Origin of the sequence: Intestinimonas sp., assembly GCF_026169115.1 — a bacterium.
Taxonomy (GTDB): domain Bacteria; phylum Bacillota; class Clostridia; order Oscillospirales; family Oscillospiraceae; genus Intestinimonas.
This window is the reverse complement of sequence record NZ_JAPFEA010000048.1, coordinates 1-25208: the sequence shown is the minus strand read 5'-3', so window position 1 is coordinate 25208 and position 25208 is coordinate 1. Positions and strand designations below refer to the sequence as shown.

The 25208-nt window shown below is 63.2% G+C and carries 26 protein-coding genes; 8 read left to right on the top strand and 18 right to left on the bottom strand.

What is annotated here, in order from left to right; all coding sequences use genetic code 11:
• Nucleotides 1-12 precede the first annotated feature (12 nt).
• From Q0Y09_RS04340 to pyrE, 7 genes are all read right to left on the bottom strand, one after another.
• Nucleotides 13-426 carry an EamA family transporter gene (locus Q0Y09_RS04340; protein ID WP_297718153.1) on the bottom strand — a complete coding sequence of 138 codons (414 nt, stop codon included), beginning with the start codon at nt 424-426 and terminating at the stop codon, nt 13-15.
• Between the two features lie 38 nt (nt 427-464).
• Nucleotides 465-677: a hypothetical protein gene (locus tag Q0Y09_RS04335; RefSeq protein WP_297718150.1), complete on the bottom strand. Its 213-nt coding sequence runs from the start codon at nt 675-677 to the stop codon at nt 465-467.
• A 34-nt stretch (nt 678-711) separates the two neighbouring features.
• Nucleotides 712-1035, bottom strand: a complete 324-nt coding sequence (locus Q0Y09_RS04330; protein ID WP_297718147.1) for a TIGR04076 family protein — start codon at nt 1033-1035, stop codon at nt 712-714.
• Nucleotides 1032-1322 carry a transposase gene (locus tag Q0Y09_RS04325; protein ID WP_297718144.1) on the bottom strand — a complete coding sequence of 97 codons (291 nt, stop codon included), beginning with the start codon at nt 1320-1322 and terminating at the stop codon, nt 1032-1034. Before Q0Y09_RS04325 ends, Q0Y09_RS04330 begins: the two co-directional genes overlap by 4 nt.
• 259 nt (nt 1323-1581) lie before the next feature.
• Nucleotides 1582-3549, bottom strand: a complete 1968-nt coding sequence (gene uvrB / locus Q0Y09_RS04320) for an excinuclease ABC subunit UvrB (RefSeq protein ID WP_297718142.1) — start codon at nt 3547-3549, stop codon at nt 1582-1584.
• An 82-nt stretch (nt 3550-3631) separates the two neighbouring features.
• Complete coding sequence (locus Q0Y09_RS04315; RefSeq protein WP_297718138.1) at nt 3632-4312, bottom strand: RadC family protein; 681 nt, start codon at nt 4310-4312, stop codon at nt 3632-3634.
• 255 nt (nt 4313-4567) lie between these two features.
• Nucleotides 4568-5242, bottom strand: coding sequence for an orotate phosphoribosyltransferase (gene pyrE, locus Q0Y09_RS04310; protein WP_297718273.1), 675 nt, complete (start codon nt 5240-5242; stop codon nt 4568-4570).
• A 173-nt stretch (nt 5243-5415) separates the two neighbouring features.
• On the opposite strand from pyrE, the gene Q0Y09_RS04305 reads away from it, so the two are divergent.
• Together Q0Y09_RS04305 and Q0Y09_RS04300 are read left to right on the top strand one after the other, a co-directional pair.
• Nucleotides 5416-6972: an oligosaccharide flippase family protein gene (locus Q0Y09_RS04305; RefSeq protein ID WP_297718135.1), complete on the top strand. Its 1557-nt coding sequence runs from the start codon at nt 5416-5418 to the stop codon at nt 6970-6972.
• A 31-nt stretch (nt 6973-7003) separates the two neighbouring features.
• Complete coding sequence (locus tag Q0Y09_RS04300; RefSeq protein WP_297718132.1) at nt 7004-7765, top strand: SDR family oxidoreductase; 762 nt, start codon at nt 7004-7006, stop codon at nt 7763-7765.
• Nucleotides 7766-7888: 123 nt separating this feature from the next.
• Here the strand turns inward: Q0Y09_RS04300 and Q0Y09_RS04295 are convergent, their stop codons facing one another.
• Together Q0Y09_RS04295 and Q0Y09_RS04290 are read right to left on the bottom strand one after the other, a co-directional pair.
• Nucleotides 7889-9631 (bottom strand): ABC transporter ATP-binding protein, encoded by a 1743-nt coding sequence (locus Q0Y09_RS04295; protein WP_297718128.1) that lies wholly within the window; start codon nt 9629-9631, stop codon nt 7889-7891.
• Nucleotide 9632: 1 nt separating this feature from the next.
• On the bottom strand, nt 9633-11357 hold the full coding sequence (locus Q0Y09_RS04290) for an ABC transporter ATP-binding protein (protein ID WP_297718127.1): 1725 nt from the start codon (nt 11355-11357) through the stop codon (nt 9633-9635).
• 92 nt (nt 11358-11449) lie between these two features.
• Between Q0Y09_RS04290 and Q0Y09_RS04285 the strand changes: the two genes are divergently transcribed.
• The 5 genes from Q0Y09_RS04285 to Q0Y09_RS04265 all read left to right on the top strand — a co-directional run bounded on the left by Q0Y09_RS04285 (nt 11450) and on the right by Q0Y09_RS04265 (nt 14561).
• Nucleotides 11450-12292, top strand: coding sequence for a MerR family transcriptional regulator (locus Q0Y09_RS04285; protein ID WP_297718124.1), 843 nt, complete (start codon nt 11450-11452; stop codon nt 12290-12292).
• 106 nt (nt 12293-12398) lie between these two features.
• On the top strand, nt 12399-12809 hold the full coding sequence (locus Q0Y09_RS04280) for a peptide deformylase (RefSeq protein ID WP_297718122.1): 411 nt from the start codon (nt 12399-12401) through the stop codon (nt 12807-12809).
• Complete coding sequence (locus Q0Y09_RS04275; protein WP_297718120.1) at nt 12806-13120, top strand: TIGR04076 family protein; 315 nt, start codon at nt 12806-12808, stop codon at nt 13118-13120. The genes Q0Y09_RS04280 and Q0Y09_RS04275 overlap by 4 nt, the downstream gene beginning before the upstream one ends.
• Nucleotides 13121-13240: 120 nt before the next feature.
• Entirely contained in the window at nt 13241-13702 is a 462-nt protein-coding gene (locus Q0Y09_RS04270) for a metallophosphoesterase family protein (RefSeq protein ID WP_297718117.1), read from the top strand.
• A 43-nt stretch (nt 13703-13745) separates the two neighbouring features.
• Nucleotides 13746-14561 (top strand): hypothetical protein, encoded by an 816-nt coding sequence (locus tag Q0Y09_RS04265; RefSeq protein ID WP_297718115.1) that lies wholly within the window; start codon nt 13746-13748, stop codon nt 14559-14561.
• Nucleotides 14562-14632: 71 nt separating this feature from the next.
• Here the strand turns inward: Q0Y09_RS04265 and Q0Y09_RS04260 are convergent, their stop codons facing one another.
• Nucleotides 14633-14848, bottom strand: a complete 216-nt coding sequence (locus Q0Y09_RS04260) for a hypothetical protein (RefSeq protein WP_297718113.1) — start codon at nt 14846-14848, stop codon at nt 14633-14635.
• Between the two features lie 169 nt (nt 14849-15017).
• Between Q0Y09_RS04260 and Q0Y09_RS04255 the strand changes: the two genes are divergently transcribed.
• The gene (locus tag Q0Y09_RS04255; RefSeq protein WP_297718111.1) at nt 15018-15461 is read left to right on the top strand and encodes a GNAT family N-acetyltransferase; all 444 of its coding nucleotides are present in this window, start codon (nt 15018-15020) and stop codon (nt 15459-15461) included.
• 292 nt (nt 15462-15753) lie between these two features.
• On the opposite strand, the gene Q0Y09_RS04250 is transcribed toward Q0Y09_RS04255, so the two are convergent.
• The 8 genes from Q0Y09_RS04250 to Q0Y09_RS04215 all read right to left on the bottom strand — a co-directional run.
• Complete coding sequence (locus tag Q0Y09_RS04250; RefSeq protein WP_297718108.1) at nt 15754-17232, bottom strand: flagellin; 1479 nt, start codon at nt 17230-17232, stop codon at nt 15754-15756.
• Between the two features lie 400 nt (nt 17233-17632).
• Complete coding sequence (locus Q0Y09_RS04245) at nt 17633-18808, bottom strand: transposase (RefSeq protein WP_297718104.1); 1176 nt, start codon at nt 18806-18808, stop codon at nt 17633-17635.
• Nucleotides 18809-19081: 273 nt separating this feature from the next.
• Complete coding sequence (locus Q0Y09_RS04240; protein ID WP_297718101.1) at nt 19082-19690, bottom strand: recombinase family protein; 609 nt, start codon at nt 19688-19690, stop codon at nt 19082-19084.
• A 148-nt stretch (nt 19691-19838) separates the two neighbouring features.
• Nucleotides 19839-20816 (bottom strand): ABC transporter ATP-binding protein, encoded by a 978-nt coding sequence (locus Q0Y09_RS04235; protein WP_297718098.1) that lies wholly within the window; start codon nt 20814-20816, stop codon nt 19839-19841.
• Nucleotides 20813-21835 (bottom strand): ABC transporter ATP-binding protein, encoded by a 1023-nt coding sequence (locus Q0Y09_RS04230; RefSeq protein ID WP_297718095.1) that lies wholly within the window; start codon nt 21833-21835, stop codon nt 20813-20815. Before Q0Y09_RS04230 ends, Q0Y09_RS04235 begins: the two co-directional genes overlap by 4 nt.
• 16 nt (nt 21836-21851) lie before the next feature.
• Nucleotides 21852-22688 (bottom strand): ABC transporter permease, encoded by an 837-nt coding sequence (locus Q0Y09_RS04225; protein ID WP_297718092.1) that lies wholly within the window; start codon nt 22686-22688, stop codon nt 21852-21854.
• Between the two features lie 12 nt (nt 22689-22700).
• Nucleotides 22701-23645: an ABC transporter permease gene (locus Q0Y09_RS04220; protein WP_297718089.1), complete on the bottom strand. Its 945-nt coding sequence runs from the start codon at nt 23643-23645 to the stop codon at nt 22701-22703.
• Nucleotides 23646-23797: 152 nt separating this feature from the next.
• A partial coding sequence (locus Q0Y09_RS04215) for an ABC transporter substrate-binding protein (protein ID WP_297718085.1) occupies nt 23798-25208 on the bottom strand: 1411 nt, incomplete at its 5' end.

Genomic DNA, 25208 nt, shown 5'->3' with positions numbered 1-25208 from the left:
CTCCTTTGGGTGTTACAGAATGAGGATCAGGGTGCCGATGGCGATGAGGGCGCCGCCGACGATGCCCTTGACGGTGACGGTCTCGTGGAGGATGACAAAGGCCAGCACCATGGTGAGCACCACGCTGAGCTTGTCGATGGGGGCCACCTTGCTGGCCTCGCCCAGCTGGAGGGCCCGGTAGTAGAAGAGCCAGGAGGCCCCAGTGGCCAGGCCGGAGAGGGCCAGGAAGAGCCAGCTCCGGGGGGCGATGTCGGCAATGCCGTGCTGCTTTCCGGTGAGGAAGACGATGCCCCAGGCCATAACCAGCACCACTACGGTGCGGATGGCGGTGGCCAGGGTGCTGTCCACCCCTTCGATGCCGATCTTGGCCAGGATGGAGGTGAGGGCGGCAAAGACCGCCGAGAGCAGGGCAAACCAGACCCACATAAGATCAGATCCTTTTTGTGATGTGTGTTGGGAAGGAGCTAAAAGAAGATTGGCCGGAACACAAAGATCCACAGAGCCCACAACAGGAGGACACTGCCCAGCCCCCCGGCCAGCAGCCGAGCCCATTTTGGGGGCCGGGGCGAGGCGGCCAGCCCGATGAGACCGAGGGCGGTCAGCCCAATGAGAAAGGGCGTCCAGATGGCCAGCAGGATGCCCAAGGTCTCTGGCAGAGTCGTTCCGAAGAAATTCACGGGGACCTCTCCTTTAGACTTGTTTTTCCAGCGGTCACAGAGTGGTGTCCTCGTCCAGGAGGGCCAGCTCATAGATCACCGGGCGGATACCGTCGGTGCAGCAGAGGACGCGCCGGTCTTCGTGGGAGTACCAGTCGTTGACGAGAGGACCGTTGGCCAGGGTGGAGATGCCCCGGTAAAGGTCGATCCAGGCCCAGGGGCATAAGCCCTCCGGCTTCTCCGCGCCACCCTCATAGTAGAACACATCCCCGACCTTCTGGAAGGGGCAAGGGCCGGCCTCCCTGCCGTCGGAGAGATAGCGGTCGGCCAGCTCAGGGTAAAATTCGGTTTTCAGCACCGTGATCTTTACCTTCTTCACAGGATGCCCTCCTCATAATAGCAGTCCTCCCGCCATTTGACGGGGTTTTGGTCCATATAGGTCCAGATCCGCAGATAGTCGGCCTCATTGCGGATGATGTGGTCGTGATAGCCGTCCTGCCAGAGGTCGCTTCCACAGGACCGGTTGGTGTAACGCTTTAAGGATGAGATCAGTTTGGGAATATACGCATCTGCGGGGCAGTCCATTTTTGTGGGGCGCGGCTTCCCAGACGCGCCTTCCTCAAAGGATTGCGTAATTTGGACGATCATGTGAACATGATTGGGCATGATAACGTAGGAATCTATCGTCAAATAAGGCAGATGTTCATCTAAAAAATGAAGGGCAGACTCAACTTGGAGCCCACAGGCGGTAAGTTGGAGGGTGGGCGCGTCAAGGATGCCGCGCCCCGCGGAAGGAGACAGGATGGAGGATAGGATACAATTCCTTTCCTTTGTACAGAATGTGAGGAAATAGTATCCAGCTTGGCTGTAATCAAAATGCGGTAGCCTGTGAAGTCTTCCCATATGAACCCACCTCTCCCAGCCGTTATTTCCCTCTGAGCTCGATGATGCGGTCCCGCAGCACGGCGGCGTACTCGAATTCCAATCGCTTGGACGCCTCTTTCATCTCCTTTTCCAGCTTTTCGATGGCGGCGTCCCGCTCCTTCTTGGAGAGCTGGGTCTTCTTGCGCAGGAGCTGCTCGCTCTCCTCTTCGGCGGCGGAGAGCTCGATGACGTCCCGTACCGACTTGATGATGGTTTTGGGAACGATGCCGTGGGCCTGGTTGAAGGCGTCCTGCTTCTTCCGGCGGCGCTCAGTCTCGCCGATGGCGGCCATCATGGAGGGGGTCATCTTATCGGCGTACATAATGACCAGTCCGTCGGCGTTTCGGGCGGCCCGGCCAATGGTCTGGATGAGGGAGGTCTCCGAGCGGAGGAAGCCCTCCTTGTCGGCGTCCAGGATGGCCACCAGGGACACCTCGGGAAGGTCCAGGCCCTCCCGCAGCAGATTGATGCCCACCAGCACGTCGTAGGTCCCCAGGCGCAGGTCCCGGATGATCTCCTGGCGCTCGATGGTGTCGATGTCGTGGTGCATGTACTGCACCTTGATGCCGGCGTTTTTGAGGTAAGCGGTCAGGTCTTCGGCCATCTTCTTGGTCAGGGTGGTGACCAGCACCCGCTCCTTCCGCTCCACCCGCTGGTTGATCTCTCCGATGAGGTCGTCGATCTGGCCCTCCACCGGGCGCACGTCGATCCTGGGGTCCAGCAGACCGGTGGGGCGGATGACCTGCTCCACGATCTGGCCCGAGCGGGTCTGCTCATACTCGCCCGGTGTGGCCGAGACATAGACCACCTGATTGACTCTCTGTTCAAACTCCTCGAATTTCAACGGGCGGTTATCAAAGGCGCAGGGGAGACGGAAGCCGTAATCCACCAGAGTGGTCTTCCGGGCCCGGTCGCCGTTATACATGGCCCGGACCTGGGGGAGGGTGACGTGGGACTCGTCGATGAACAGGAGGAAGTCCTTTGGGAAGTAGTCCATGAGGGTCATGGGGGCGGAGCCGGCGGGCCGACCGGCGATGGGACGGGAGTAGTTCTCAATGCCGGAGCAGTAGCCCAGCTCCTGCATCATCTCAATGTCGTACATGGTCCGCTGCTTGATGCGCTGGGCCTCCACCAGCATGTCCCGCTCCTGGAAGAAGGCCACCCGCTCCTCCAGCTCCTTGTAGATCTCTTTGATGGCCTTGTCCATCTTTTCCTTGGGGGTGATATAGTGGCTGGCGGGGAAGATGGGGATGTGCTCCAGCCGCCGGACAGGGGTGCCGGTGACCACGTTGACCTCACTGATGCGGTCGATCTCGTCCCCGAAGTACTCCACCCGGATGGCGGTGTCCTTGTAGTAGGCCGGCCACAGCTCCACCGTGTCCCCCCGGACCCGGAACATGTTGCGCTCGAAGGCGATGTCGTTGCGCTCGTACCGGATCTCGATGAGCCGCCGCAGCAGCTCCTCCCGGGGGAACTCAGTCCCCACCCGAAGGGGGACCATCATCTTGGCGTAGTCGTCGGGCTCGCCCAGACCGTAGATGCAGGAGACGGAGGAGACCACGATGACGTCCCGCCGCTCAATGAGGGAGGCGGTGGCCGAGAGGCGGAGCCGGTCAATCTCGTCGTTGGTGGCCGAATCCTTTTCAATGAAGGTGTCGGTGTGGGGGATATAGGCTTCGGGCTGGTAGTAGTCGTAGTAGCTCACAAAGTATTCCACAGCATTGTGGGGAAAAAATTCCTTGAATTCGGCGCAGAGCTGGGCGGCCAGGGTCTTGTTGTGGGCCAGCACCAGGGTGGGGCGCTGGACGGCCTCAATGACCTTGGCCATGGTGAAGGTCTTGCCCGAGCCGGTGACGCCCAGCAGGGTCTGCTCAGAGAGTCCGTTTTCGATACCGGCGGCCAGGGCGGCGATGGCCTCCGGCTGATCGCCCGCCGGGGCATAAGGGGAGACAACTTCAAAATCTGGCACAGGGAAAGACCTCCTTTGGGTGTGGGGCGTACCATCATTTTACCAAAACATTTGTTCTATTGCAACCCCAAAGCAAACGGGTTCAGCAACCGGAGAAGAAGCCGCTGTCTCTCAGGGAGACCATGTCGTCGTCGGTGAAGATCAGGTGGTCCAGCAGCTCCACCCCCACGCTCTGGAGGATGGACCGGAGCTGCTGGGTGGTCATGAGATCGGCGTCGGAGGGGAGGGCCAGATTGGACAGGTGATTGTGGGCCAGAATGGCGGCGGTGGCGTTGTGGGCCAGCACGATCTCAACCACCCGCCTGGGGGTGACCTCGGCGGCGTTGACCGAGCCCTCTCCCAGCTTGTGGCAGCCCAGCACTTTATATTTCCCGTCCAGGCACACCAGATACGCCATCTCATTCCGGCCACCCATGGAAAAGAAGGGGCGCAGGTACCGCCCTGCGGCCCGGGTGGAGTTCAGGATGGTGCCCATCCCGGCCCGGTCGGCCCGGTACCGTCCGGCGAGGACGGGGATGAGCTTGAGGAGGACGGCGGTGTGCATACCCACGCCGGGGACCTGCGTGAGGGCCTCCGGGAGGGCGTCCAGCACGCCGGCCAGGGAGCCGAACTGGCCCAACAGCTGGTGGGCCAGACCGTTCACATCTCCCTGGGGGATGGCGTAGCACAGCAGCAGCTCCAGGAGCTGATGGTCGTGAAAGCTGTCGCCGTGGTCAAGAAACTGCTCCTTGAGCCGTTTGCGGTGGCCGTCGTGGAGTCCCACACCGCCGCACCTCCTTTCCCGTGCAGTTGAGAAACGGCCCTCCGCCGGACCCGCCGCGGCGGGGGCTGAGGGCCGCCCTGATGTCTGAATTGCCTGCTTACGCCTTGGGGCCGTACTGCTCCAGATAGGCTTCCATCCAAATGCGGGTCTTTCCTGCGGGAAAGACAACGCGCTTCGCGCGCCGCATTTTCCGGGTGGAACCAGTTCCCCCCGGAGGCCCCCCTCCGCTCTCCGAGGGGACGGGGGACTATGGGCTTAGACCTTGGGGCCGTACTGCTCCAGATAGGCTTCCATTCTCGCCTTCATCTCGTCGTCGATGTAGACCTTGCCGTCGATCTCCCGGTTGTGGAGGAAGGCGATGATCTCCCGGACGGTGACGATGGGGTAGACGGCGATGCCGTGGTCCTGGCGCAGCTCGTCCAGAGTGGAGCAGTCCTTGGTGCCCCGCTCCATCCGGTCCACCGAGACGATGAGGGCCTTCATGTTTACCTTGGCCACCTGCTTGAAGAGCTCAATGGACTCCCGGACAGCGGTGCCGGCGGTGACCACGTCCTCCACGATGACCACGTCGTCGCCATCCTGGGGCTTGTAGCCCACCATGGAGCCGCCCTCGCCGTGGTCCTTGGCCTCCTTGCGGTTGAAGCAGTAGGGGAGGTCACGGTCATAGTTGCGGTAGAGGGAGGCGGCGGCGGAGACGGCCAGGGGGATGCCCTTGTAGGCGGGGCCAAAGAGACAGGTGACGCCGTCGGGCAGGTTCTGCTGGATGCAAGCGGCGTAGTAGTCGCCCAGCTTGGCGGCCTGAGCGCCGGTCTTGTAGTTGCCGGTATTGATGAAGTAGGGGGTCTTGCGGCCGGACTTGGTGGTGAAGTCGCCGAAGGTGAGCACGCCGGAGCGCACCATGAAGGTGATGAACTCCTCTTTGTAGGTCATGGACATGTGATGGCACCCTTTCCCATGTTTTGCGCCCTGGGCGGCGGCCCGGGCGGTCTGGTCAGTTGTGGCTACCATTATACACCATGGAAGCCCGCTTGACAATGGGAGAGGACGCCGCAGGCAAGTTTCCACAGGGTGTGGAATATACTGCCCGGGAAGGGGGTGTTCCCTTGAAGTGGGACCGGACATCCGTACGTTACGGCACGCTGCTGCTCACCGCCTCCGGCCTTGTGAACCAGTTGCTGGGCTTTGTCTACCGCATCCTCCTCTCACGCCTGGTGGGGGCGGAGGTCATGGGACTCTATCAGCTGGTCATGCCGGTCTTTTCGGTACTGCTCTCCGTGACCGCCGTGGGGCTGACGGCGGCGGTGGCCAACCTGACCGCCCAATATCGGGCCCTGGGTCGGGAGACAGCGGCGGAGCAGGTCCTGGGGCGCTGTTTGGGGCTGCTCCTCTGTCTCCTGGTCCTGCCCGCGCTGGCCATCTTCGTTCTTTCCGATCCCATCTCGGTCCACATCCTGGGGGACGCCCGGACCCGGCTGGGGCTCTTGCTACTGCCCCCCTGTGTCCTCCTCACCGGTGTGGAAAACCTACACAAGCACGCCTTCTACGGCGCGGGGCTGGTCCGGCCACCCGCCTTTTCCGAGGTGCTGGAACAGGTGGTCCGCACCTGCGCCGTTCTGGGGCTCCTCCTCCTTTTCCTGCCCCAGAACCCGGAGCGGACGGTGGGGCTCATCGTGGCGGGCATGGTGATCTGCGAGGTCTGCTCAGCCTGCACCCTCACGCTGCTGTGGCGCCGGCGGCGGGGGGCTGGAGGGACGCCGGAGCCGGGGAAGGTCCTGGACCGGTGCATCGCCCAGGTGGCTCTGCCGGTGGCCTGTACCGCCCTGCTGGGCAACCTGATGGGCTCGGCCTGCGCCGTCCTCATCCCCCAGAAGCTGGTGGAGGGGGGGATGGAGGTCTCACAGGCCGTCTCGTCCTTCGGCGTCATGTTCGGCATGACCCTGCCCATGCTGAGCCTGCCCACCGCCTTTGTCTCGGCCATGGGGCTGGTCCTCATGCCCAGGCTCTCCCGGGCCGCCGCCCTGGGCCGGTGGGAGGAGGTCCGCCGAAGGGTCAGTGCGGCCATGCTGGCCGCCTCGGTGCTCATGCTCCCCGCTATGGCCCTGCTGTCGGTGCTGGGGCCAGACCTGGCCGTCCGTCTCTTCCGGGAGCCGGAGGCCGGGGCCTGTCTGCCGCCCTTGGCGGTGATGGTGGCCCTCTCCTGTTGGCGCTCCGTCCTCTCCTGTGCCCTTAACGGGGTGGACAGACAGGCCGCCGCCGCCCGCAACGCCCTCCTGGCCGGGGCGGCGGAGCTCCTTCTCACCGCCCTCACTGTGGGGATCCCCGGGGTGGGGCTCCAGGGCTATGTGGCCGCCGCCCTGGCCAGTGAGCTGCTGGGGCTGGGCCTCAATCTGGTTTCCCTGTGTCGGGCGGCTGGTCTGCGTCCGGCGTGGTTCCGCTGGCTGGTCGCGCCGGGGCTTTCCGCCCTCCTCATGGGGCTGGATGTCAACCTCCTATTCCGGGTCCTCCGGGACAGGGGACTGTCCGGGGCTGTGAGCGGCGGGATCTGCCTCCTTTTCGGGGCCGTGGTCTACCTGGCCGCCCTCTCCGCCCAGGGCATCTCCTTCCGGGGGCTGCTGGGGCTGGAAAAAAAGAGGGTATGCCGACGGGGCGGGACGTGGTAAACTAGAGGAAAACGGAAAAGGAGATGGAACCATGAAGGCATTGGTGACGGGGGCCAGCTCGGGCATCGGGCGGGAGATTGCGAGGGTGCTGGCGGAGCGGGGCTATGACCTCATCCTGACGGCCCGGAGGGCTGACCGCCTGCGGGAGCTGGCGAAGGAGCTGCCGGTGCGGGTGGAGGTGATCCCCGCCGACCTCACGGACCGGGCCCAGGTCCGGGCCCTGTGGGAGCTGGTGCGGGACCAAGACATCGACATCCTGGTGAACAACGCCGGCCGGGGGCTGTTCGGCCCCTTTGACGAGACCGATCTGAATACAGAGCTGGAGATGCTGGAGGTCAATATCGTGGCCCTCCACACCCTCACCAAGCTGTTCCTGCCCAAGATGAAGGCCCGGGGACGGGGACACATCCTGAATGTGGCCTCCTCGGCGGCCTTCCTGCCGGGTCCCCTCCTGTCCTCCTATTATGCCTCCAAAGCCTACGTCCTGCGGCTTTCTGAGGCGGTGGCGGAGGAGCTGCGCCGGGCCAAAAGCAAGGTGACCGTCAGCGTCCTCTGTCCGGGGCCGGTGCCCACGGAGTTTGACCAGGTGGCCGACGTCCGTTTCTCTATTCCGGGGACGGACAGTCGCTCGGTGGCCCGGCTGGCGGTGGCGGGGACCCTCCGTGGACAGCTGCTCATCCTGCCGGGAGTGCGGATGAAGGCGGTCCACTTCTTCCAGCGTTTCGTGCCCGACCCGGTGCTCTCCCGGCTGTGCTGGCGGGTCCAGCGCCGGAAGAGCGGCCAGGACCGCTGAGGGTAAAAAGGCTTGCATTTTTGAGAGAGCCTGTCGACTTTGTCGACAGGCTCAGGCCCGCTGCCTGTGGCAGCGGGCCTTTTTGCATACAGGTTGGGGAAGCTGCGGGGGCGTGCGGCCCCGTCAATCAAACTGACTGTTATAGAGGGCGGCGTATTTTCCCTGCCGGGCCATCAACTCGTCGTGGCTGCCTACCTCCTTGATGTCGCCGTCCTCCATGTAGAGGATCATATCGGCGTCCCGGATGGTGGACAGGCGATGGGCGATGACGAAGCTGGTACACCCCTTCATTAGCTCTGCCATGGCCTTCTGGATCAGGACCTCAGTGTGGGTGTCCACGTTGCTGGTGGCCTCGTCCAAAATCAGGATCTCGGGGGCGGACGCGATGGCGCGGGCGATGGTGATGAGCTGCCGCTCGCCCTGAGAGATGTTCTCCGCCCCCTTGCTGAGGACCATGTCGTAGCCCCCGGGCAGGGTCTTGATGAAATCGTGGGCGCAGGCAGAACGTGCGGCGCGGATGACAGCATCCCGCTCCATGCCCTCCTGGGCATAGGCGATGTTGTCGGCGATGGTCCCCTCAAAGAGCCAGGTATCCTGGAGGACCATGCCGAACCGATCCCGGAGCTCCGCCCTGGGCATGTCGCGGATGTCTGTGCCGTCCACCTCGATGGAGCCGTCGCTGAGCTCGTAAAAGCGCATCAGGAGGTTGATGAGGGTGGTCTTTCCCGCCCCCGTGGGTCCAACAATGGCCACCTTCTGCCCCGGGGCGACGGACAGGTCCACCCCCTTCATCAGCAGACGGTCCGGGGTATAGCCGAACTTCACATTGCGGAAGACCACCCGGCCGCTCCGCTCCTCGGGAATGATTGCATGGGCTTCGTCCGGGCACTCCTCCTCGGCGTCCAGCAGGGTGAAGATCCGCCGTCCCGCGGCAGCTGCGGCGCCGAAGCTCCCCGCCATCCCGGCCAGGGAGGAGAAGGGCTCGGCAAAGCGCCAGGTATACTCCAGCATGGCCTGCACATTGCCCACGGCGATCTTGCCGGCGATGGCCCAGAGGCAGCCCAGGGTGGCGCAGAGCACATAGCCCAGGTCGTTGACCAGCGTCGTGATGGGGCTGACCGAGCCGGCGGTGACCTCCGCCTTCCGGGCACTGTTTCTCAGCTTTTCGTTGAGGGCGGCGAAATCGGCCCCCGCCTTTTTCTGGTGGTTGAAGCACTGCACCACCTGCTGGCCGTGATACATCTCCTCCACATAGCCGTTGAGGCTGCCCAGCAGATCCTGCTGCTGCCCGTAGTACTTCTCGCTGGCCTTCATCACGCCGGCTGCCCCCAGCAGCGAAAGGGGGACCATGATGACCGGAATGACGGTCAGCGCCGGACTGATGGCCAGCATCATCAGCAGCACGCCCACGGCGGTGGTGATCTGTGTGACCGCCGCGGTGAGGTTCTGGCTGATGGTGTTGTTGATGGTGTCCACATCGTTGGTGATAACGCTCAGAATGTCCCCGTGGGTATGGGTATCGTAGTAGTTCAGCTTCAGCCGGTGCATCTTTCGGTCAATGTCGCTGCGGAGCTTCTGCATGACGCTGGCGGTGATCTTCGCCATCCCAAAGCCCTGGAGAAAGGTGAAAAACTGAGAGATCAGATAGAGGGCGACCAGACCGGCCAGCAGCCACAGGATGGTCTCCCAATAAAAGACGCCGTCGGCGATGCTGGCGAACAGCGTCGTCGTGATCCTGCCGATGAGGAAGGGCGCCAGCACCATGAAAGCGGTGCTGACCACAGCGAAGAGCATGCAGAAGAACAGGGGGACCCGGTGGACCCTCAGATAGCCCATCAGGCGCTTGCAGACCGACTTGTTCGTCATATCAGACCGCCTCCTTCCCCAGCTGGATCTCCGCGATCTCCCGATAGAGGGGGCAGGTCTCCAGCAGCTCCCGGTGGGTCCCTTGACCCACGATCTGCCCGTCGTCCACCACAAGGATACGGTCAGCGTCCAGGATGGTGCTGATCCGCTGGGCCACCAGGATGATGGTGGCCTCCCCCGTGCTCTCCTTGAGGTTTTTGCGCAGGGTCTGGTCCGTCTTCATGTCCAGGGCGGAAAAGCTGTCGTCAAACACATAGATCTCCGGCTTTTTCATCAGGGCCCTGGCGATGGACATGCGCTGGCGCTGGCCGCCGGACAGGTTGGAGCCGCCCTGGGCGACCCTGTCGTGGTAGCCGTCCGGCTTCTTTATGATGAATTCTTCCGCACAGGCGATCCGGGCGGCCTCGGCCCACTCGTCCTCTGTGCCGTCCTCCTTGCCGAAGTTCAGGTTGGAGCCGATGTCGCCGGAGAAGAGCACATTTTTCTGGGGGACATAGCCGATGATGGAGCGCAGGTCCTCCAGACGATAGCTTTTGATGTTCACACCGTCTATCAGGATCTCTCCGAACAGGGGGTCGTAGAGCCGGGGGATGAGCTTCAGGATGCTGGACTTTCCCCGGCCCGTTCCGCCGATAATGGCGGTGACCTCGCCGGGGCGGGAGACGAAGCTGATGTCCTTCAGGATGGGTTCGTCGGCGCCGGGATAGGCAAAGGTCACATGACGGAACTCAAGCGTGGCGCGGAGAGGCCGCCGGTCAAAGGGGGCGTCCCCGTCCCGGATGCTGCTCTCCGTCTCCAAGACCTCCGCGATCCGTCCGGCACAGGCGTACGTGGTGGGGAACATCATGATGACCAGGGAGAGCATGATGACGGAGGTGAGCACCATGCTGATGTACTGGCTGTTGGCCACCAGGGAGCCCACCTCCATGGCCCCGGTCTCCACATAGTGGGCGCCCAGCCCCAGCACCGCCGCCGTGGTCACGCCGAAGATCACATTGATGGCCGGGAGCAGAAGGCCGGTGATCCGTCCCGCCAGCATCGCGGTGCGGGCATAGTCGGCGTTGGCCTCGTTGAACCGGTCGCTCTCCGTTTGCTGCTTGTTGAAGGCGCGGATGACGCGCACGCCCTCCAGGGATTCCAGAAACAGATGGTTGATCCTGTCCAGCTTCCGGCGCAGCCTGACCGAGTAGCGGGAGGCCAGGACCACGATGAGCGCCAGCGCGGCGATGAGGAGGGGGACGGCGACGAGGAGCACGGAGCTCACCTTCCCGCCGGTGGCCGACGAGAACACCAGTCCGGCCACCGCCATCATGGGGGCCAGCAGGCCGATGCGCAGCAGCATGGTGAGAAAGCTCTGCACGTTGGTGATGTCCGAGGTGCTCCGGGTCACCAGGCTGGCGGTGCCGAATTTGTCCATTTCGGCGGCGGAGAAGGTCTGGACCCTGTCAAAGACCGTCCCGCGGAGCCCCGCCGCAAAGTCGGTGGCAATGCCGGAGGCCAGCCTGACCGACGCCAGATTGACGAGACAGGCGAAGACCGTAATGACGGCCATCACGACGGCCAGGTCCAGGATCATCCGCTCGGAGCCCACCGCGACCCCGCCGTTAATCATCTGGGCCAGCAGGGAGGGAAGCAGCATCTGCCCGATGGCCGAGAGCAGGATCAGAAAGGACAGCCCTGCGATCTGCCGCCCGTTCAGACGCACTTTGAAAAAAATCGTTTTCATGGTAAGAACCGGTATCTCCTTTGCTTTTATTTTGCATCTGTGCTATACTATAAACCATCCTGTAACAGGACGGTCAAGAGGAGATTTTTCGGATGGAGCAGAACCGGAAATTATTTACCATCGGCCAGTTTGCGGCCATACACGGCATCACGAAGAAGACCCTGATGTGGTACGATGAAATGGGGCTGGTCAAGCCTGCCGCCATCGGCGGGAACGGCTACCGCTACTATTCCTATCAGCAGAGCTCCGCGCTGGAGACAATTCTGATGCTGCGGGAGCTGGATGTGTCCATCCAGGAGATCAAGTCCTTTATGGAGCACCGCTCCGCCGCCAATATGGAGCGGCTGCTGCGGGAGAAAAAGCGGGCGCTGGAGGACAGGCTGGCCCATCTGAAACGGATGCACAAGACCCTGGAGAGCCGGCACCGGGATATGCGCACCCTGCTGGACCTGGACCTGACCGAGATCCAGGTCGTCAGGAAGGAACGGGCCTATCTGGCGGTGGTCCCGCTGGAGGGGGCGGCCCCCACCCTGACGGAGCTGGAGCGGGTCATCGCCGTCACCAAGCAGCACAGGCTCCAGCGGCTCCACGACGCCGTCTATGGCTCCATGGTCCTTGTTGACCGTCTGCGCCGGGGGGACTATGAGCATGATGCCGCGCTGTTTGTAGAGCTGTCCCAGCCCGTCTCCCAAAAGGGGCTCCATGTCCAGCCTGCCGGGGCCTACCTGCGGGCCTTCAGCAAGGGGCCGTGGGACGATCTGCCCCGGCGGTATGAGGAGATCTTGGCCTATGCCGACGCCCACGGGCTTGACCTGGGGGAATATTCCTATGAGACGGGGATCAATGAGAGCGTGATCCACTCCTTTGACGAATACATCACGCAAATCGAGATCCCCATCCGGGGGGACCGGCAGACGCCCAGCCCCGCCCCGTGAAGCGGCGGGCCGTGGCATTTTTCCGGCCCCTGTGCTATAATGCCCCTGTCGGGCCGCTGCCCCCGAGCGGGGGCGACGGCCACGCCGCAGCGCGAGGTGAATCAAAATGATACGAGACATCTGTAAGGACGAGGTCCTTTTATCCCGCAGGGCGGAGCCCGCCGGACCGGAGGACCGGCAGACCGCCGCCGATCTGCTGGAGACCCTGGAGCACCACAAGGACGGCTGTGTGGGCATGGCGGCCAATATGATCGGTGTGAACAAGCGGATCATCGCCTTCGACAACGAGGGCAGCTATCTGGTCATGTTCAACCCGGAGATCGTCAAAAGGTCCGGGCCCTATGAGACGGAGGAGGGTTGTCTCTCCCTCACCGGTCTCCGCCCCGCACGGCGGTGGAAGTCCATCAAGGTGCGCTGGCAGAACGAAAAATTTCAGGAGCGGGTCAAGACCTTCACCGGCTGGACCGCCCAGATCATCCAGCACGAGCTCGACCACTGCGAGGGGGTTCTCATATGAAAAAGTGCAAGATCACCGTCATGCGCATCACCCGATATGAGGACCTGATGGCCCGGTATGAAAATCCCATCGCCCACGCCTGCGACATGGAGGTGGGCCAGAGCTTCATCGCCAACGGCTGGGAAAAGCCGGAGGGCTTCTGCCAGAGCGCCTGGGACACCCTCTCCCCCTTCGTGCTGGCCCTGAGCCACGGCGGCGAAAACTTTTATGACGGCTGGATGAAGGACCCCAGGTCGGCCATGCTCTCCTGCAACGACGGCTTCCGCCCGGTGAGCTTCCTGGTGGAGGCCCTGGATGAGGAGGCGGATTGAAGCGGAGGAAACAGACCTGGCAGACGCCCGGCAATTTTACCGGGCCATCCTGGCGCGAAACATTGAGAGAAATCGGGGGGCCGTGCTATGCCCTGCGGAGCCCCGAAGAGAGGAGCATCCATGAGACTTGCCATCCTTTCCGATACCCACGGTCTGCTGCGGCCCGAGGTGTTGGGGCATCTGGAGACCGCCGACGCCATCCTCCACGGCGGCGACATCAACAGGCAGAGCGTCCTGGACGAGCTGGAGCGGTACGCCCCCCTCTATGTGGTCCGGGGCAACAATGACAAGGAGTGGGCGGAGGGCCTTCCCCACGACCTCACTGTCACGCTGGGCGGTGTGACCTTCTGCATGGTCCACAACAAAAAGGAGGTCCCGGCGGACCTCACGGGAGTGGATGTGGTGGTCTTCGGTCACTCCCACAAATATGTGCAGGAGGAGCGGGACGGCATTTTGTGGCTCAATCCCGGCTCCTGCGGCCCCCGGCGGTTCCACCAGGAGATCACAATGATGATGGCGGAGGTTGCGGACGGAGCCGTCCGGGTGGAGAAGATCTCCATTCCGCACCCGGCCCAGGCGTGAGCCGCCAAAGAGACAGAAAAAAGGGAGAAAACTGATGATTTTCATGGAACGACTGAGAAAGAAATGGCCGTGGCTCGTTCTGCCTGTGGCGGCTGCACTGGTGTCGCTGTTCGTCCTGTCGGGCTTTGCGTCGTCGCCCGAGACCCACCGGGAGACCCTGGCCGCCCTGGAGGAAAAGCAGACCACCGTGCTGGAGCTGTCGGCGGCTTCCGCCGCGGCCTCCGCCGCCGTGACCCTGATCCCCGGCGATGTGGCCACCCCCATCGCCGAAAAGCTGGCCGACCTGAGCGCCTGCTTTCTGCTGGCGCTGTGCGCGGTGTTTCTGGAAAAATATCTGTTGACCCTCACCGGGGCGGTGACCTTTTCCGTCCTCATCCCGCTCTCCTGCCTGTTCCTCCTGCTCTATGGCCTGTTTGAGAGGAAAAGCCTGCGGGCGCTGGCGACAAGGCTGGCCGCCTTCGGGCTGATGATCGTGCTGGTCATTCCGGCCAGCGTCTACGTCTCCGACCTCATCGAGGCGACCTATCAGACCTCCATCGAGGCCACCATCGAGACGGCGAAGGAGACCGCCGGGGAGATCGAAGCCCAGGCGGAGACGGCGGAGAAAGAGGACAAGGGCTTCTGGTCCGGGCTTGTCACCTCGGTGACGGACGGGGTCTCGGGGCTTGCGGAAAAGGCGGGGCGGATGGTCAACCGCTTTATGGAGGCGCTGGCCGTAATGCTGGTGACCTGCTGCGTCATTCCGGTGCTGGTGCTGCTGTCCTTTGTGTGGCTGGCTAAGACCCTGCTGGCGGTGGAGCTGCCCGCCGGCAGAGACAGCAAAAAGGCCCTGGGAGACCGGCAGGAGGAGCCCGTCTGACCCCCTTCCGGGCAGCGATACAGAAAAACCGGCCGCAGGCGTTTCCGCCTGCGGCCAGTTTAGTTTTGCGGTCATCTCCGGCAGCTCCCGCCGCAGCAGCATGAGCCGAACGCGCCGGAGAGCAGCCAGCCGAGAAAGCCCATGTATGCCATGGAGGTAATGGGGTTGGAGGTGATGGCGCAGGACCCGGTGGAGCAGCCCACCAGGGCGTAGTAACCCAGGCCCACCAGCGCGCCGCCCAGGGTAAAGAGGGCGGGCCGCAGCCATTTCTTCTTGTTTTCCTTCATAGACGTCTCCTCCTGTTTCGGTTTTGGTTGATGTGGCCAGTATACCCCAATGCCCGGCCCTTTTCTGTGACCAGGTCACCCAAAACGGCGCGGGGCTTGCCCTTCCGCCCTTCCTGTCCTATAATGGCGGCATGGGGCCCGCGTGGGCCCGCTGGAGAGGAGGGGGCGCATGCAGATCAGAGAGGTCACTTGTGACAAGAAGCGTCATCTGGCGCTCCTGCTGCTGGCGGACGAGCAGGAGGACATGGTGGACCGCTATCTGGAGCGGGGGACCATGTATGTGCTGGAGGACGGGGGCGTCAGGGCCGAGTGCGTGGTGACCGACGAGGGGGACGGGCTCCTGGAGCTGAAAAACATTGCCGTGGAGCCAGAATTCCAGGGCCGGGGCTATGGGAGGGCCCTGGTGGACTTTCTCGTCCGGACCTACGCCGGGCAGTATGCCCGCTTGCAGGTGGGCACCGGGGACAGCCCGGCCACCGTCCCCTTTTATGTGTCCTGCGGCTTTCGCAGGCATCATCTGGTCAGGAACTTTTTCACCGACCACTACGACCACCCCATCTATGAGTGCGGGGTCCGGTTGGTGGATATGGTATATCTGGAACGGGAACTGTAAAAAAACAAGGAGCCGGGCAAAAGCCCGGCTCCTTGTTTTCTGTTATTTTGCGCGATAAATGGTGTCTGGTGCTTACTGCATCAGCTGCAGGACGCCCTGGGGCACCTGGTTGGCCTGGGCCTCGTCGTCGCAAGCTCCGTATCCCTCGCTTCGCCGCAGGTGGCAAAGCTCGTTCACTTCGCTGCCCCTCCTCTCCCCGCGCGACCCGCTTCGCTGGGCTCGCGCGGGGCCCCCAGTCAGGCGGCCATGCTGTCCCAGGCGGGACAACAATTACGCCGTCTCAGGCAGTTTCTTACTGCATCAGCTGGAGGACGCCCTGGGGCACCTGGTTCGCCTGGGCCAGCATGGCCTGGGCGGACTGGATGAGGATGTTGTTCTTGGTGTAAGCCATCATTTCCTCGGCCACGTCGGTGTCGCGGATGGTGGACTCGGCGTCCTGGATGTTCTCGGTCATCACGGACAGGTTGTTCTGGGTGTGCTCCAGGCGGTTCTGGATGGCGCCCAGGTCGCCGCGGGTGGCGGAGACGGAGTTGATGGCGGCCTTGATCTTGTCGATGGCGGCGTGGGCCCCCTCGGGGGTGCCGATGTTCAGGTCACCGATGCCCAGGGAGGCGGAGCTCATGTTGCCGATGCGCACCTCCAGCTGCTCGTAGTCGGCGCTGGTGTCGCCGATCTGGAGCTTCATGGGGGTGCCGTCCTTGGTGCCGCTGAATACCAGTTTGCCAGTCTCAGCCTTCGCCTCGATGCCTGCGCTCTCCAGGGCCTTGTTCAGATTGGCGAGGGTCTCCTTATCGGTCTTGCCCACCTGAACAGCCACGGTGCCTTCTTTGACGGTTGCGTTCTTATCAGCCACCAGCTGGTAGGTGGTGCCGTTGATGGTAAAGGTAGCGTTCGCAACCAGTACATTACTCTGAGCAGGATCCGCATTCAGATTGCCAACTGCCACTTCGCTCTTAGCGTTCGCACCGGACGTAGGATTCGCCATCGCAGCGACCTTGCCATCGGTATCGGTAACACCGATGACTTTCATTTCGATATCGCCAGCCTGCTTGTTGGTGAAGGTGATACCAGTGTCACTGCCACCGATATCAAACAGAGCGGACAGCTCGCTGTTGCCCTTCAATGCGTTAATCATATTAGTGGCGTTGGTCGCTTTAGTAGTACTGCTCTCATACTCGACATCAACCTTGTGGGATTTGCCGTTGGCGTCAAGATACTCAACTGTCAAAGTCTGAGTAGCTTTGTCAGTAGTGCCGGCAGTGACTGCACCCGTTGTGGAGATCGCCGACGTTGCGGGAACGTTTGTTGTAGCACCAAGGCTACTAGTAATCTCAAGCTTGGGCTGATCCAGGGAGCCGTCGAGGAGCTTCTGGCCGTTGAAGTTGGCGGACTTGGAGATGCGGTCGATCTCGGACTTGAGGGACTCGACCTCCTTCTGGAGGTTGGCGCGGTCCACCTCGTTATCATAGGTGCCGTTGGCGGACTGGGTGGCCAGGTAGTCCATGCGGTTGAGCATGTCGTGGATCTCCTGCATGGCGCCCTCGGCGGTCTTCACCAGGGAGATGCCGTCCTTCACGTTCTTCTGGGCGGCTTTCAGGCCGGTGATCTGGGCCCGCATCTTCTCGGAGATGGCCAGACCGGCGGCGTCGTCACCGGCGCGGTTGATCTTGTAGCCGGAGGAGAGCTTCTCCAGGTTCTTGGACAGGGCGGAAGTGTTGTTGCCAAAGTTGCGGTAGGCGTTCATGGCCATGATGTTATGCTGGATCCTCATTCTAATTGCTTCCTTTCATATTAGAAATGATATTTGGGGCGTTGCCCTTGCGGCGGGATTCCTTCCCGCCGCGTCGCGTGGTGCAGTTCGGCATGGTCCGCCGTGGCCTTTGGCAAAGCATGCCGCCCTGCGCGGGGGTCTATTTCAACCGGCCCGTCGGCTGGGTGAAAACCAGAGAAAAAAGGTTCATCGTCATAATATTTGGAACGCCCCCAGAACGGGGCTTCGGACGCGGCCCCCAGGGGGGAGGCGGCCTCTCGTTTCCCAACGGTCTCCCGCAGCCGGAGAACGCTGAGCGCGGCGGCACAGGCTGTGCCGCTCCGCTCAACGCTCCCGGACGGGGAGCATGGGCCTGCACCGGCGTTCCCACCGGCAAAATGAGTTTGTGTAAGAGGGGCCCTCAGCAGGCCGCCGGGGCCTGTTCCGACTGGTACTTCCCCAGCCCACGGGCCTTGATGTTGGCGGCGGCGTTCACGTCCCGCCCGTGCGCCGCCCCGCATACGGGGCAGACCCAGCGGCGGGCCCTGGGGGAGAGGGTCTCGTTGACCGCGCCGCAGGCGGAGCAGACCTTGGTGGTGGGGGAGAGCCGGTCCACCTCCAAAAGCTGCTTGCCCTGCCGCTCCAGCTTGTAGCGGAGCATTTCCCGGAACATCCCGAAGCCGGTGTCCCGGACGGCGCTCCCCCCCAGCTCTTCCGAGATGGCCCGGAGGGAGTCCCCCCGGATGCAGACGGCGTCCCAGGCGTTGGTTATCCGCCGGGACTCCTTGTGGAGGAAGTCGCGCCGCTGGTTGGCGATGTGCTCATGGAGCAGGCGATAGTTTTGCACCAGCTCCTGATAGTTCCGGGAGCCCGGCTGGGCCCGGCTGAGCTTCTTCTGGATGGCGGAGAGCCTTTCCTGGGACTGCCGCAGCCACCGGGGCGGGTCCGCGGCGTCGCCCAGGTCGGTCACATAGAGGTGGGCGAGGGAGTATTTGAGCCCGATGGTGCGTTCCTCGGCGGGAGCCACCGGCTCCGGGCGGCGCACGGGGCAGGCGTAGAGCAGACAGCCGTAATACTTGCCCGTCTTGGTCCGGGTCACCGTCACACGGGTCAGCCGCCAGCCGCTGCGGGGGCGGCGGGGGAACTTGGCCCGGATGAGCCCGGCCTTGGTCATGCGCAGCCCGTCCCGGGTGGTGTAGATGGTGGCGCTTGTGCCCATCACGTGGTTGCAGGCGGTAAAGCTGTCCCGGTCATCCTTCTTCCGCTTGAATTTGGGGTAGCCAAAGGCCGCCGGATTGCGGAAGAAATTGCGGAACGCCTGGGAGAGCTGGTTGTACTCCTGGGTCAGGGCCTGATTGTCCACTTCCTTGAGGAAGGGGGCCTCCTTCTTGTACTTGGCCGGGGTGGGGATAAAGTGGGCGTCGGTCTCGATATAAAACCGCTCGTGGTCGGAGAGCATCCGGTTCCAGATGTACCGGCAGCAGCCGAAGGTCTTCTGGAACAGCTCCTCCTGCGCCGGCGTGGGGTAGAGACGGACCTTGATGGTGTTGTACTGGGTGACCCGGTCCGGCTGGCCGCCCTGTCTGTTCCCCTTCATGACGGCCCTCCCTCCCCGCATCTGTCCACCGGCCCGGCGGCCCTGTTCCAAAAGGTGTACCTTTTGGAACAGCCGTCCGGAAGCAAAAAAATTTCGCGGGAGACCCTTAACTTTGCGGAAAATCAGACGATAACAGTATTGAACAGTGAGCGGAAAGGTCGCTGGGGTCACGTTCCAAAAGGTACACCTTTGGGACCGCCCTTTCCGCCAAAAAACACAAAGAGCCGGGTCTCTGCGAAAAGCAGAGACCCGGCTCTTTGTCTGTCCGGGTGGTCACGCGCCCTTGATGCAGAGCTCCTTTGCCCTGCGCAGGAAGGTCTGATGGGAAATGCGCAGCTGCCCGGCGGCGGACCGGGCGGAGACCTCCCCCCTCTGCCACGCCCGGGCCAGCGCCTCGAAGCCCTCCGGCATGGGGAGGGGCCGCCGCCCCAGATGGGCCCCGCGCTTCCGGGCGGCCGCGATCCCCTCCGCCTGCCGCTGGCGGATGCTGCTGCGCTCGTTCTCCGCCACGAAGGAGAGCACCTGGAGCACAATGTCGCTGAGGAAAGCCCCCATCAGGTCCTTGCCCCGCCGGGTGTCCAGCAGGGGCATGTCCAGCACCACGATGTCCACCCCCTTCTCCTTGGTCAGTACCCGCCACTGTTCCAGAATTTCCTCGTAATTCCTGCCCAGGCGGTCAATGCTCTTGATGATGAGCAAATCGCCGGGGCGCAGCTTTTTGGACAGCTTCTGATAGCAGGGCCGCCGGAAGTCCTTCCCGGAGCACTTTTCCACCACGATCTGCCCCGCGGGCACGCCAAACTCCCGCATCGCCAGCAGCTGCCGGGCCTCATTCTGGTCCTTTGCAGACACTCGTATATATCCATAGAGCATGTTCCCCACCCCCCTTGAAAATGATGGATACGAGTTCTGACGGGAAGCAAAAAAATCCCCGGCAAATACTGCCGAAGCAATATCTGCCGGGGATTCAAACGCCGGAAGGGCCGCCCCTGTCAGGGTGCGCCCCTTCGGCGCTGCGGTCTTGGGCGGTTCACTTGTCCAGGAGGTGGCAGGAGACAAAATGGCCCGGCGCGACCTCACGGGTGACGGGCAGCTCGCTTTTGCAGACCTCCATGCACTTGGGACAGCGGTCATGGAAGGGGCAGCCCTTGGGGGGATCGGCGGGGTTGGGCACGTCGCCGTCCAGGTGGATGCGGACCTTGTCCTCCGACGGGTCCCGCTTGGGAATGGCGGAGAGAAGGGCCTGGGTATAGGGGTGGATGGGATTGCGGTAGACCTCCTCGGTCTCCCCCTGCTCCACCATCCGGCCCAGGTACATGATGCCCACCCGGTTGCTGATGTGGCGGACCACGTTGAGGTCGTGGCTGATGAAGAGGTAGGAGAGCTTCAACTCCTGCTGGAGGGCCATGAGGAGGTTGAGGATCTGGGCCTGGATGGACACGTCCAGGGCGCTCACCGGCTCGTCGGCCACCACGAAGCGGGGCTTGGTGATGAGGGCCCGGGCGATGGAGATGCGCTGGCGCTGACCGCCGGAAAACTGGTGGGGGTACCGCTCCAGCTGCTCGGGGGAGAGCCCCACCGCGCCGGAGATCCACAGCACCTGCTCGTCCAGCTCCGCCTGGGAGAGGGAGAAGTGGGTCCGCAGGGGCTCCTCCAGCAGGCGGCGCACCGTCATCCGGGGGTTGAGGGAGGAGTAGGGGTCCTGGAAGACCAGCTGCATGTCCCGCCGCTTGAGGCGGAGGGACTCCTTGTCCAGGTCGTGGAGGTCCACGCCGTCAAAGGTGATGGTGCCGGCGGTGGGCTCGATGAGACGCAGGATGCTCCGCCCGGTGGTGGACTTGCCGCAGCCGGATTCGCCCACCAGCCCGAAGGTCTCCTGCTCCCGGATCTGGAAGGACACGTCCTCCACCGCGTGGACATGGCCCACCGTCTTGCGGACCACGCCGCCCTTGACGGGAAAATAGGTCTTGAGGTGCTGCACGTCCAGCAGCACGGGATGTTCGCTCATACCGCCGCCTCCTTGTCTGCCTGTTCCGCCTCGCCGGCGTGGAGCCAGCAGCGGCAGAGGTGCCCGGGGGCCACCTCCGTCAGGGCGGGAGGCGCCTTTTTGCAGATCTCCATGCAGTGTTCGCACCGGTCTGCAAAGCGGCACCCGGCGCTGAAATTACCGGCTGTGGGCACGGTTCCCCGGATGGTGTAGAGCTCCTTCCGCTCGCCCCCCAGAGAGGTGACGGAGCGCAGCAGCCCGGTGGTGTAGGGGTGGGCGGTCTCGTGGAAGATGACGTCCACGCTGGCCTGCTCCACCACCTGGCCGGCGTAAAAGACGGCCACCTCCTCACAGGTCTCGGCGATGACGCCCAGGTCGTGGGTGATCATGATGACCGAGGTGTCATAGCTCTCCCGGAGCTCGTTCATGAGGTCCAGGATCTGGGCCTGGATGGTGACGTCCAGGGCGGTGGTAGGCTCGTCGGCGATGAGGAGCCGGGGGTTGTTGATGAGGGCGATGGCGATCATCACCCGCTGGAGCATGCCGCCGGAGAGGTGGTGGGGATAGTCGGCCAAGATCTGTTCCGGACGGGGGATCTTGACCTTTTTGAGCATCTCCAGAGCGGTGTCGTACATCTCGGCCTTGGTGAGACTGGTGTGGAAGCGCAGGGTCTCGTTGATCTGCTCGCCGATGGTATACATGGGGTCCAGGGCGGTCATGGGCTCCTGAAAGATCATGGAGATGTCCTTGCCCCGGAGCTTGCGCAGCTCCGACTTGGGCAGGGAGGTGATCTCCACCTCAGAGCCGTCCTCCCGCTGAAAGCGGATGGAGCTGCCCGCCCCAATCGTGAGGGGGTAGGACAAAAGGCCCATGATGGCCGAGCATGTGATGCTCTTGCCGCAGCCGGACTCGCCCACCACGCCGAAATTCTGCTTTTTGCGGATGGAGAGGTCCACCCCCTCCACCAGCTTGACGGGGGGCTTGCGCTTGCCCTTGGGGAGATCGATGGACACATTTCTCAGTTCCAACAGATGTTCCATATCCACACTTCCTCCCTCAGGTTTTGAGCTTGGGGTCCAGCACGTCTCGGAGGGCGTCGCCCAGAATGTTAAAGAGCAGGATGGTCACGATGATGAAAAGCGCGGGGAAAACGGCGGTCCAGGGGGCCTGTTCCATGATGGAGCGAGCCTCGGAGAGCATGGAGCCCCAGGATGGGTCGGGGGGCTGGATGCCCAGGCCCAGGAAGCTCATGGAGGCCTCCGTCAGGATGGCGCTGGAGAGGGCCAGGGTGGCCTGGACGGTGAAGGGGGCCACCACGTTGGGGGAGATGTGGCGGATGAGGAGTGCGCCCGTCTTGACGCCCACGCTCTTGGCGTTCTGCACGTACTCCAGGCCCTTGGCCGAGATGACGGCGGCCCGGACGGTGCGGCAGAAGACGGGGATGTTGACGATGCCGATGGCCACCATGGTGGGGCCGATGCCCCGGCCCAGAACGGCGGAGATGAAGATGGCCAGCAGGATGGAGGGGAAGGCGAAGAGGATGTCCATGATACACATGATGATCCGGTCCACCCAGCCCTCAAAGTAGCCGGCGATCAGGCCCAGGACATATCCTGCGGTGGCGCCGATGCCCACAGCGATGATGCCCACCTCCAGAGAGACCCGGGCGCCGTAGAGGATACGGCTGAAAACATCGCGTCCGTAGTAATCGGTGCCGAACCAGTGTTCGGCGCTGGGGGGCGCCTTGGGGAGGGCCACCATCTTGTCGGGGCCGAAGGGGGCCACCATGGGAGCCAGAATGGCAATGACAATCACAAGAAGGATGCCCAGCATTCCGATGCGGCCCATAGGGTCCCGCCACAGGTCGCGGATGGTCTGAGAGAGTCGTTTCATGCAGGCGCCTCCTTAGTCGTAAGAGATCCGGGGATCGATGTAGGCGTAGAGCAGGTCGGTAATGAGATTGACCAGGACGTAGACGAAGGCAATGAAGAGGACGCAGCCCTGGACCACGGGATAATCCCGCTGATTGATGCCGGTGAGGGTCATCTGACCCAGACCGGGCAGGGAGAAGATCTGCTCCACGATGACGGCGCCGCCCAGCAGGGAGCCGATCTGCATGCCCACCAGGGTGATGATGGGGATGAGGGCGTTGCGGAGGGCGTGCTTGAAGATGGCCACCCGCTCGCTGGCGCCCTTGGCCCGGACGGTCTTGATAAAGTCCTGCCGCAGGACCTCCAGCACGGAGGAGCGGGTCATGCGCATGACGGAGCCGGAGATGGAGACGCCCAGGATGGCGGAGGGGAGGATCATCATCTGGAGATTGCGCAGGGGGTCCTCAAAGAGACTCACATAGCCCAGCGGCGGGAAGTAATTGAAGGCCAGAGAGAGGACCAGGATGAGGAGGATGGAGAGGGCGAAGCCGGGGACGGACACGCCCAGCAGGGCGAAGACCCGGACGAAGCGGTCCACCAGGGTATTGCGCTTGACGGCGGCCAGCACGCCCAGAGGGATGGCGATGAACCAGGAGATGACGGCGGCCAGGATGGTCAGCTCGGCGGTGACCTGGAAGCGGGTGAGGATCTCGGGGAGGATGGGGGCGGAGGTCCGGATGGACTCGCCGAAGTCGCCCCGGAGCACGCCGCCGATCCAGTCCAGATACTGGACCACGTAGGGGCGGTCCAGCCCGTATTTGGCGGCCAGCTGGGCCCGGAGCTCCGGGGTGGCTTCGATGCCCAGAATGCCGGAGATGACATCGCCGGGGACCATTTTCATCACGGCGAAGATGAGGACGCTGATGCCGAACAGGACGGGGATCAGCTGGAGGATACGGCGGATGGCGTAATTTTTCATATCGTCACACTCCTGGAAAAACACGTTGGAGACCGACGAGCGCCGACCGCGCAGCGGGCGGCGATCGAAACTCGTCCACCTCCAAGGAGGAGGATGGGCAGAATAGGGAATGGGGCGGCGGGGCGTTACCCGCCGCCCCCAGTCACATCAGGTCACTCGGCGAAATAGGCGCCGCGGAAGTCGCTGGCGTCGGCGGCGGAGGGGGCAAAGCCCTGGAGACGGGTGCTGGAGACGAAGTAGCTCATGGGGCTGGCGATGCAGAGCTTGTGGCAGTCGTCGATGCAGATCTCCTGAGCCTCGTTGTAGTACTCCTCGCGCTGGGCCTCGTCGGGGGTGGAGATGCCCAGGGCGCACAGCTCGTCGACCCGCTCGTTGGAGAAGCCGAAGACGTTGGCGCTGGAGCCGGTGCCGAAGAAGAAGGAGATGGCGCGGTTGGGGTCGGTGCCGGCGCCGTCATGGACCACCATGAGGTCAAAGCCGGCCTCGGGGGTGCTCATCTTGCCCCAGACGTCCACGTACTCGCCGGACTCCAGGTTGGTGATCTCCACGTCGATGTAGATCTCGGCGAGCTGCTGCTGGATGACCACGGCAGACTGGCGGATGGCGTCCATCAGACCGGCGGCCAGCTTCAGGGTGAGGCGGTTGCTGTCATTGTAGCCGGCGGCCTCCATGAGCTCCTTGGCCTTGTCAACATTGGTCTGATAGAGGTCCATGCCGGCCACATCCAGAGACCAGTGGCCCATGGCGGGGGGCATCATGGAGCTGACCACGGCCTGGCCGTTGTAGACCACGTTGATGATGGCCTGGCGGTCCAGGGCGTAGCTCATGGCCTGGCGGACGTTCTTGTCCTGGAGGGCGGGGGTGGAGAGGTTGCAGCCGATGGCCAGGTAGTTGTTGGTCTGATAGCCGATGACCTGGAGGTTCTCCTCCTTCTCCGCAGCGGTGACGTTGGTGGAGGAGAGGTTGGCGATGTCGATCTGGCCGGTGCGCAGGGCGGCCAGACGGGCGGCCTCGTCACCGATGAGGTAGTAGGTGATGCCGTCCAGCTTGACCTCCTGGCGGTAGTCGGCGAACTTGGGCAGCTCCACATAGTTGTCGGGGAGCCACTCGCCCAGCATGAAGGGACCGGTGCCGCCGTCGGCGCGCATGAGGTCGCCCTTTTCGGCGATGACGTCCTTGTCCACGATGGCGCCGTAGTTGCTGGTGAGGGTGCCAAGGAAGGCGGCGTTGGGGGCCTGGAGAGTAAACTTCACGGTGTAGTCGTCCACGGCCTCAATGGTGTCGATGCCGCCGTAGTAGCTGGCCTTGCTGCCCAGGGCGCCGATGTCGCCGGCGTCGGTGCGGCCCAGGACCCGCTCAAAGGAGTAGACCACATCGGCGGCGGTCATCTCACGGCCAGAGTGGAACTTGATGCCCTGGCGGAGATAGAAGATGTAGGTGACGTCGTCGGGGATCTCCCAGCGCTCGGCCAGCTCGCCGTAGTAGGTCATGTCGGGATTGGTGCCCACCAGGGTCTCATAGAGCTGATTGATGACCCGGAGGGAGGCCTCTTCGGAGACGGTG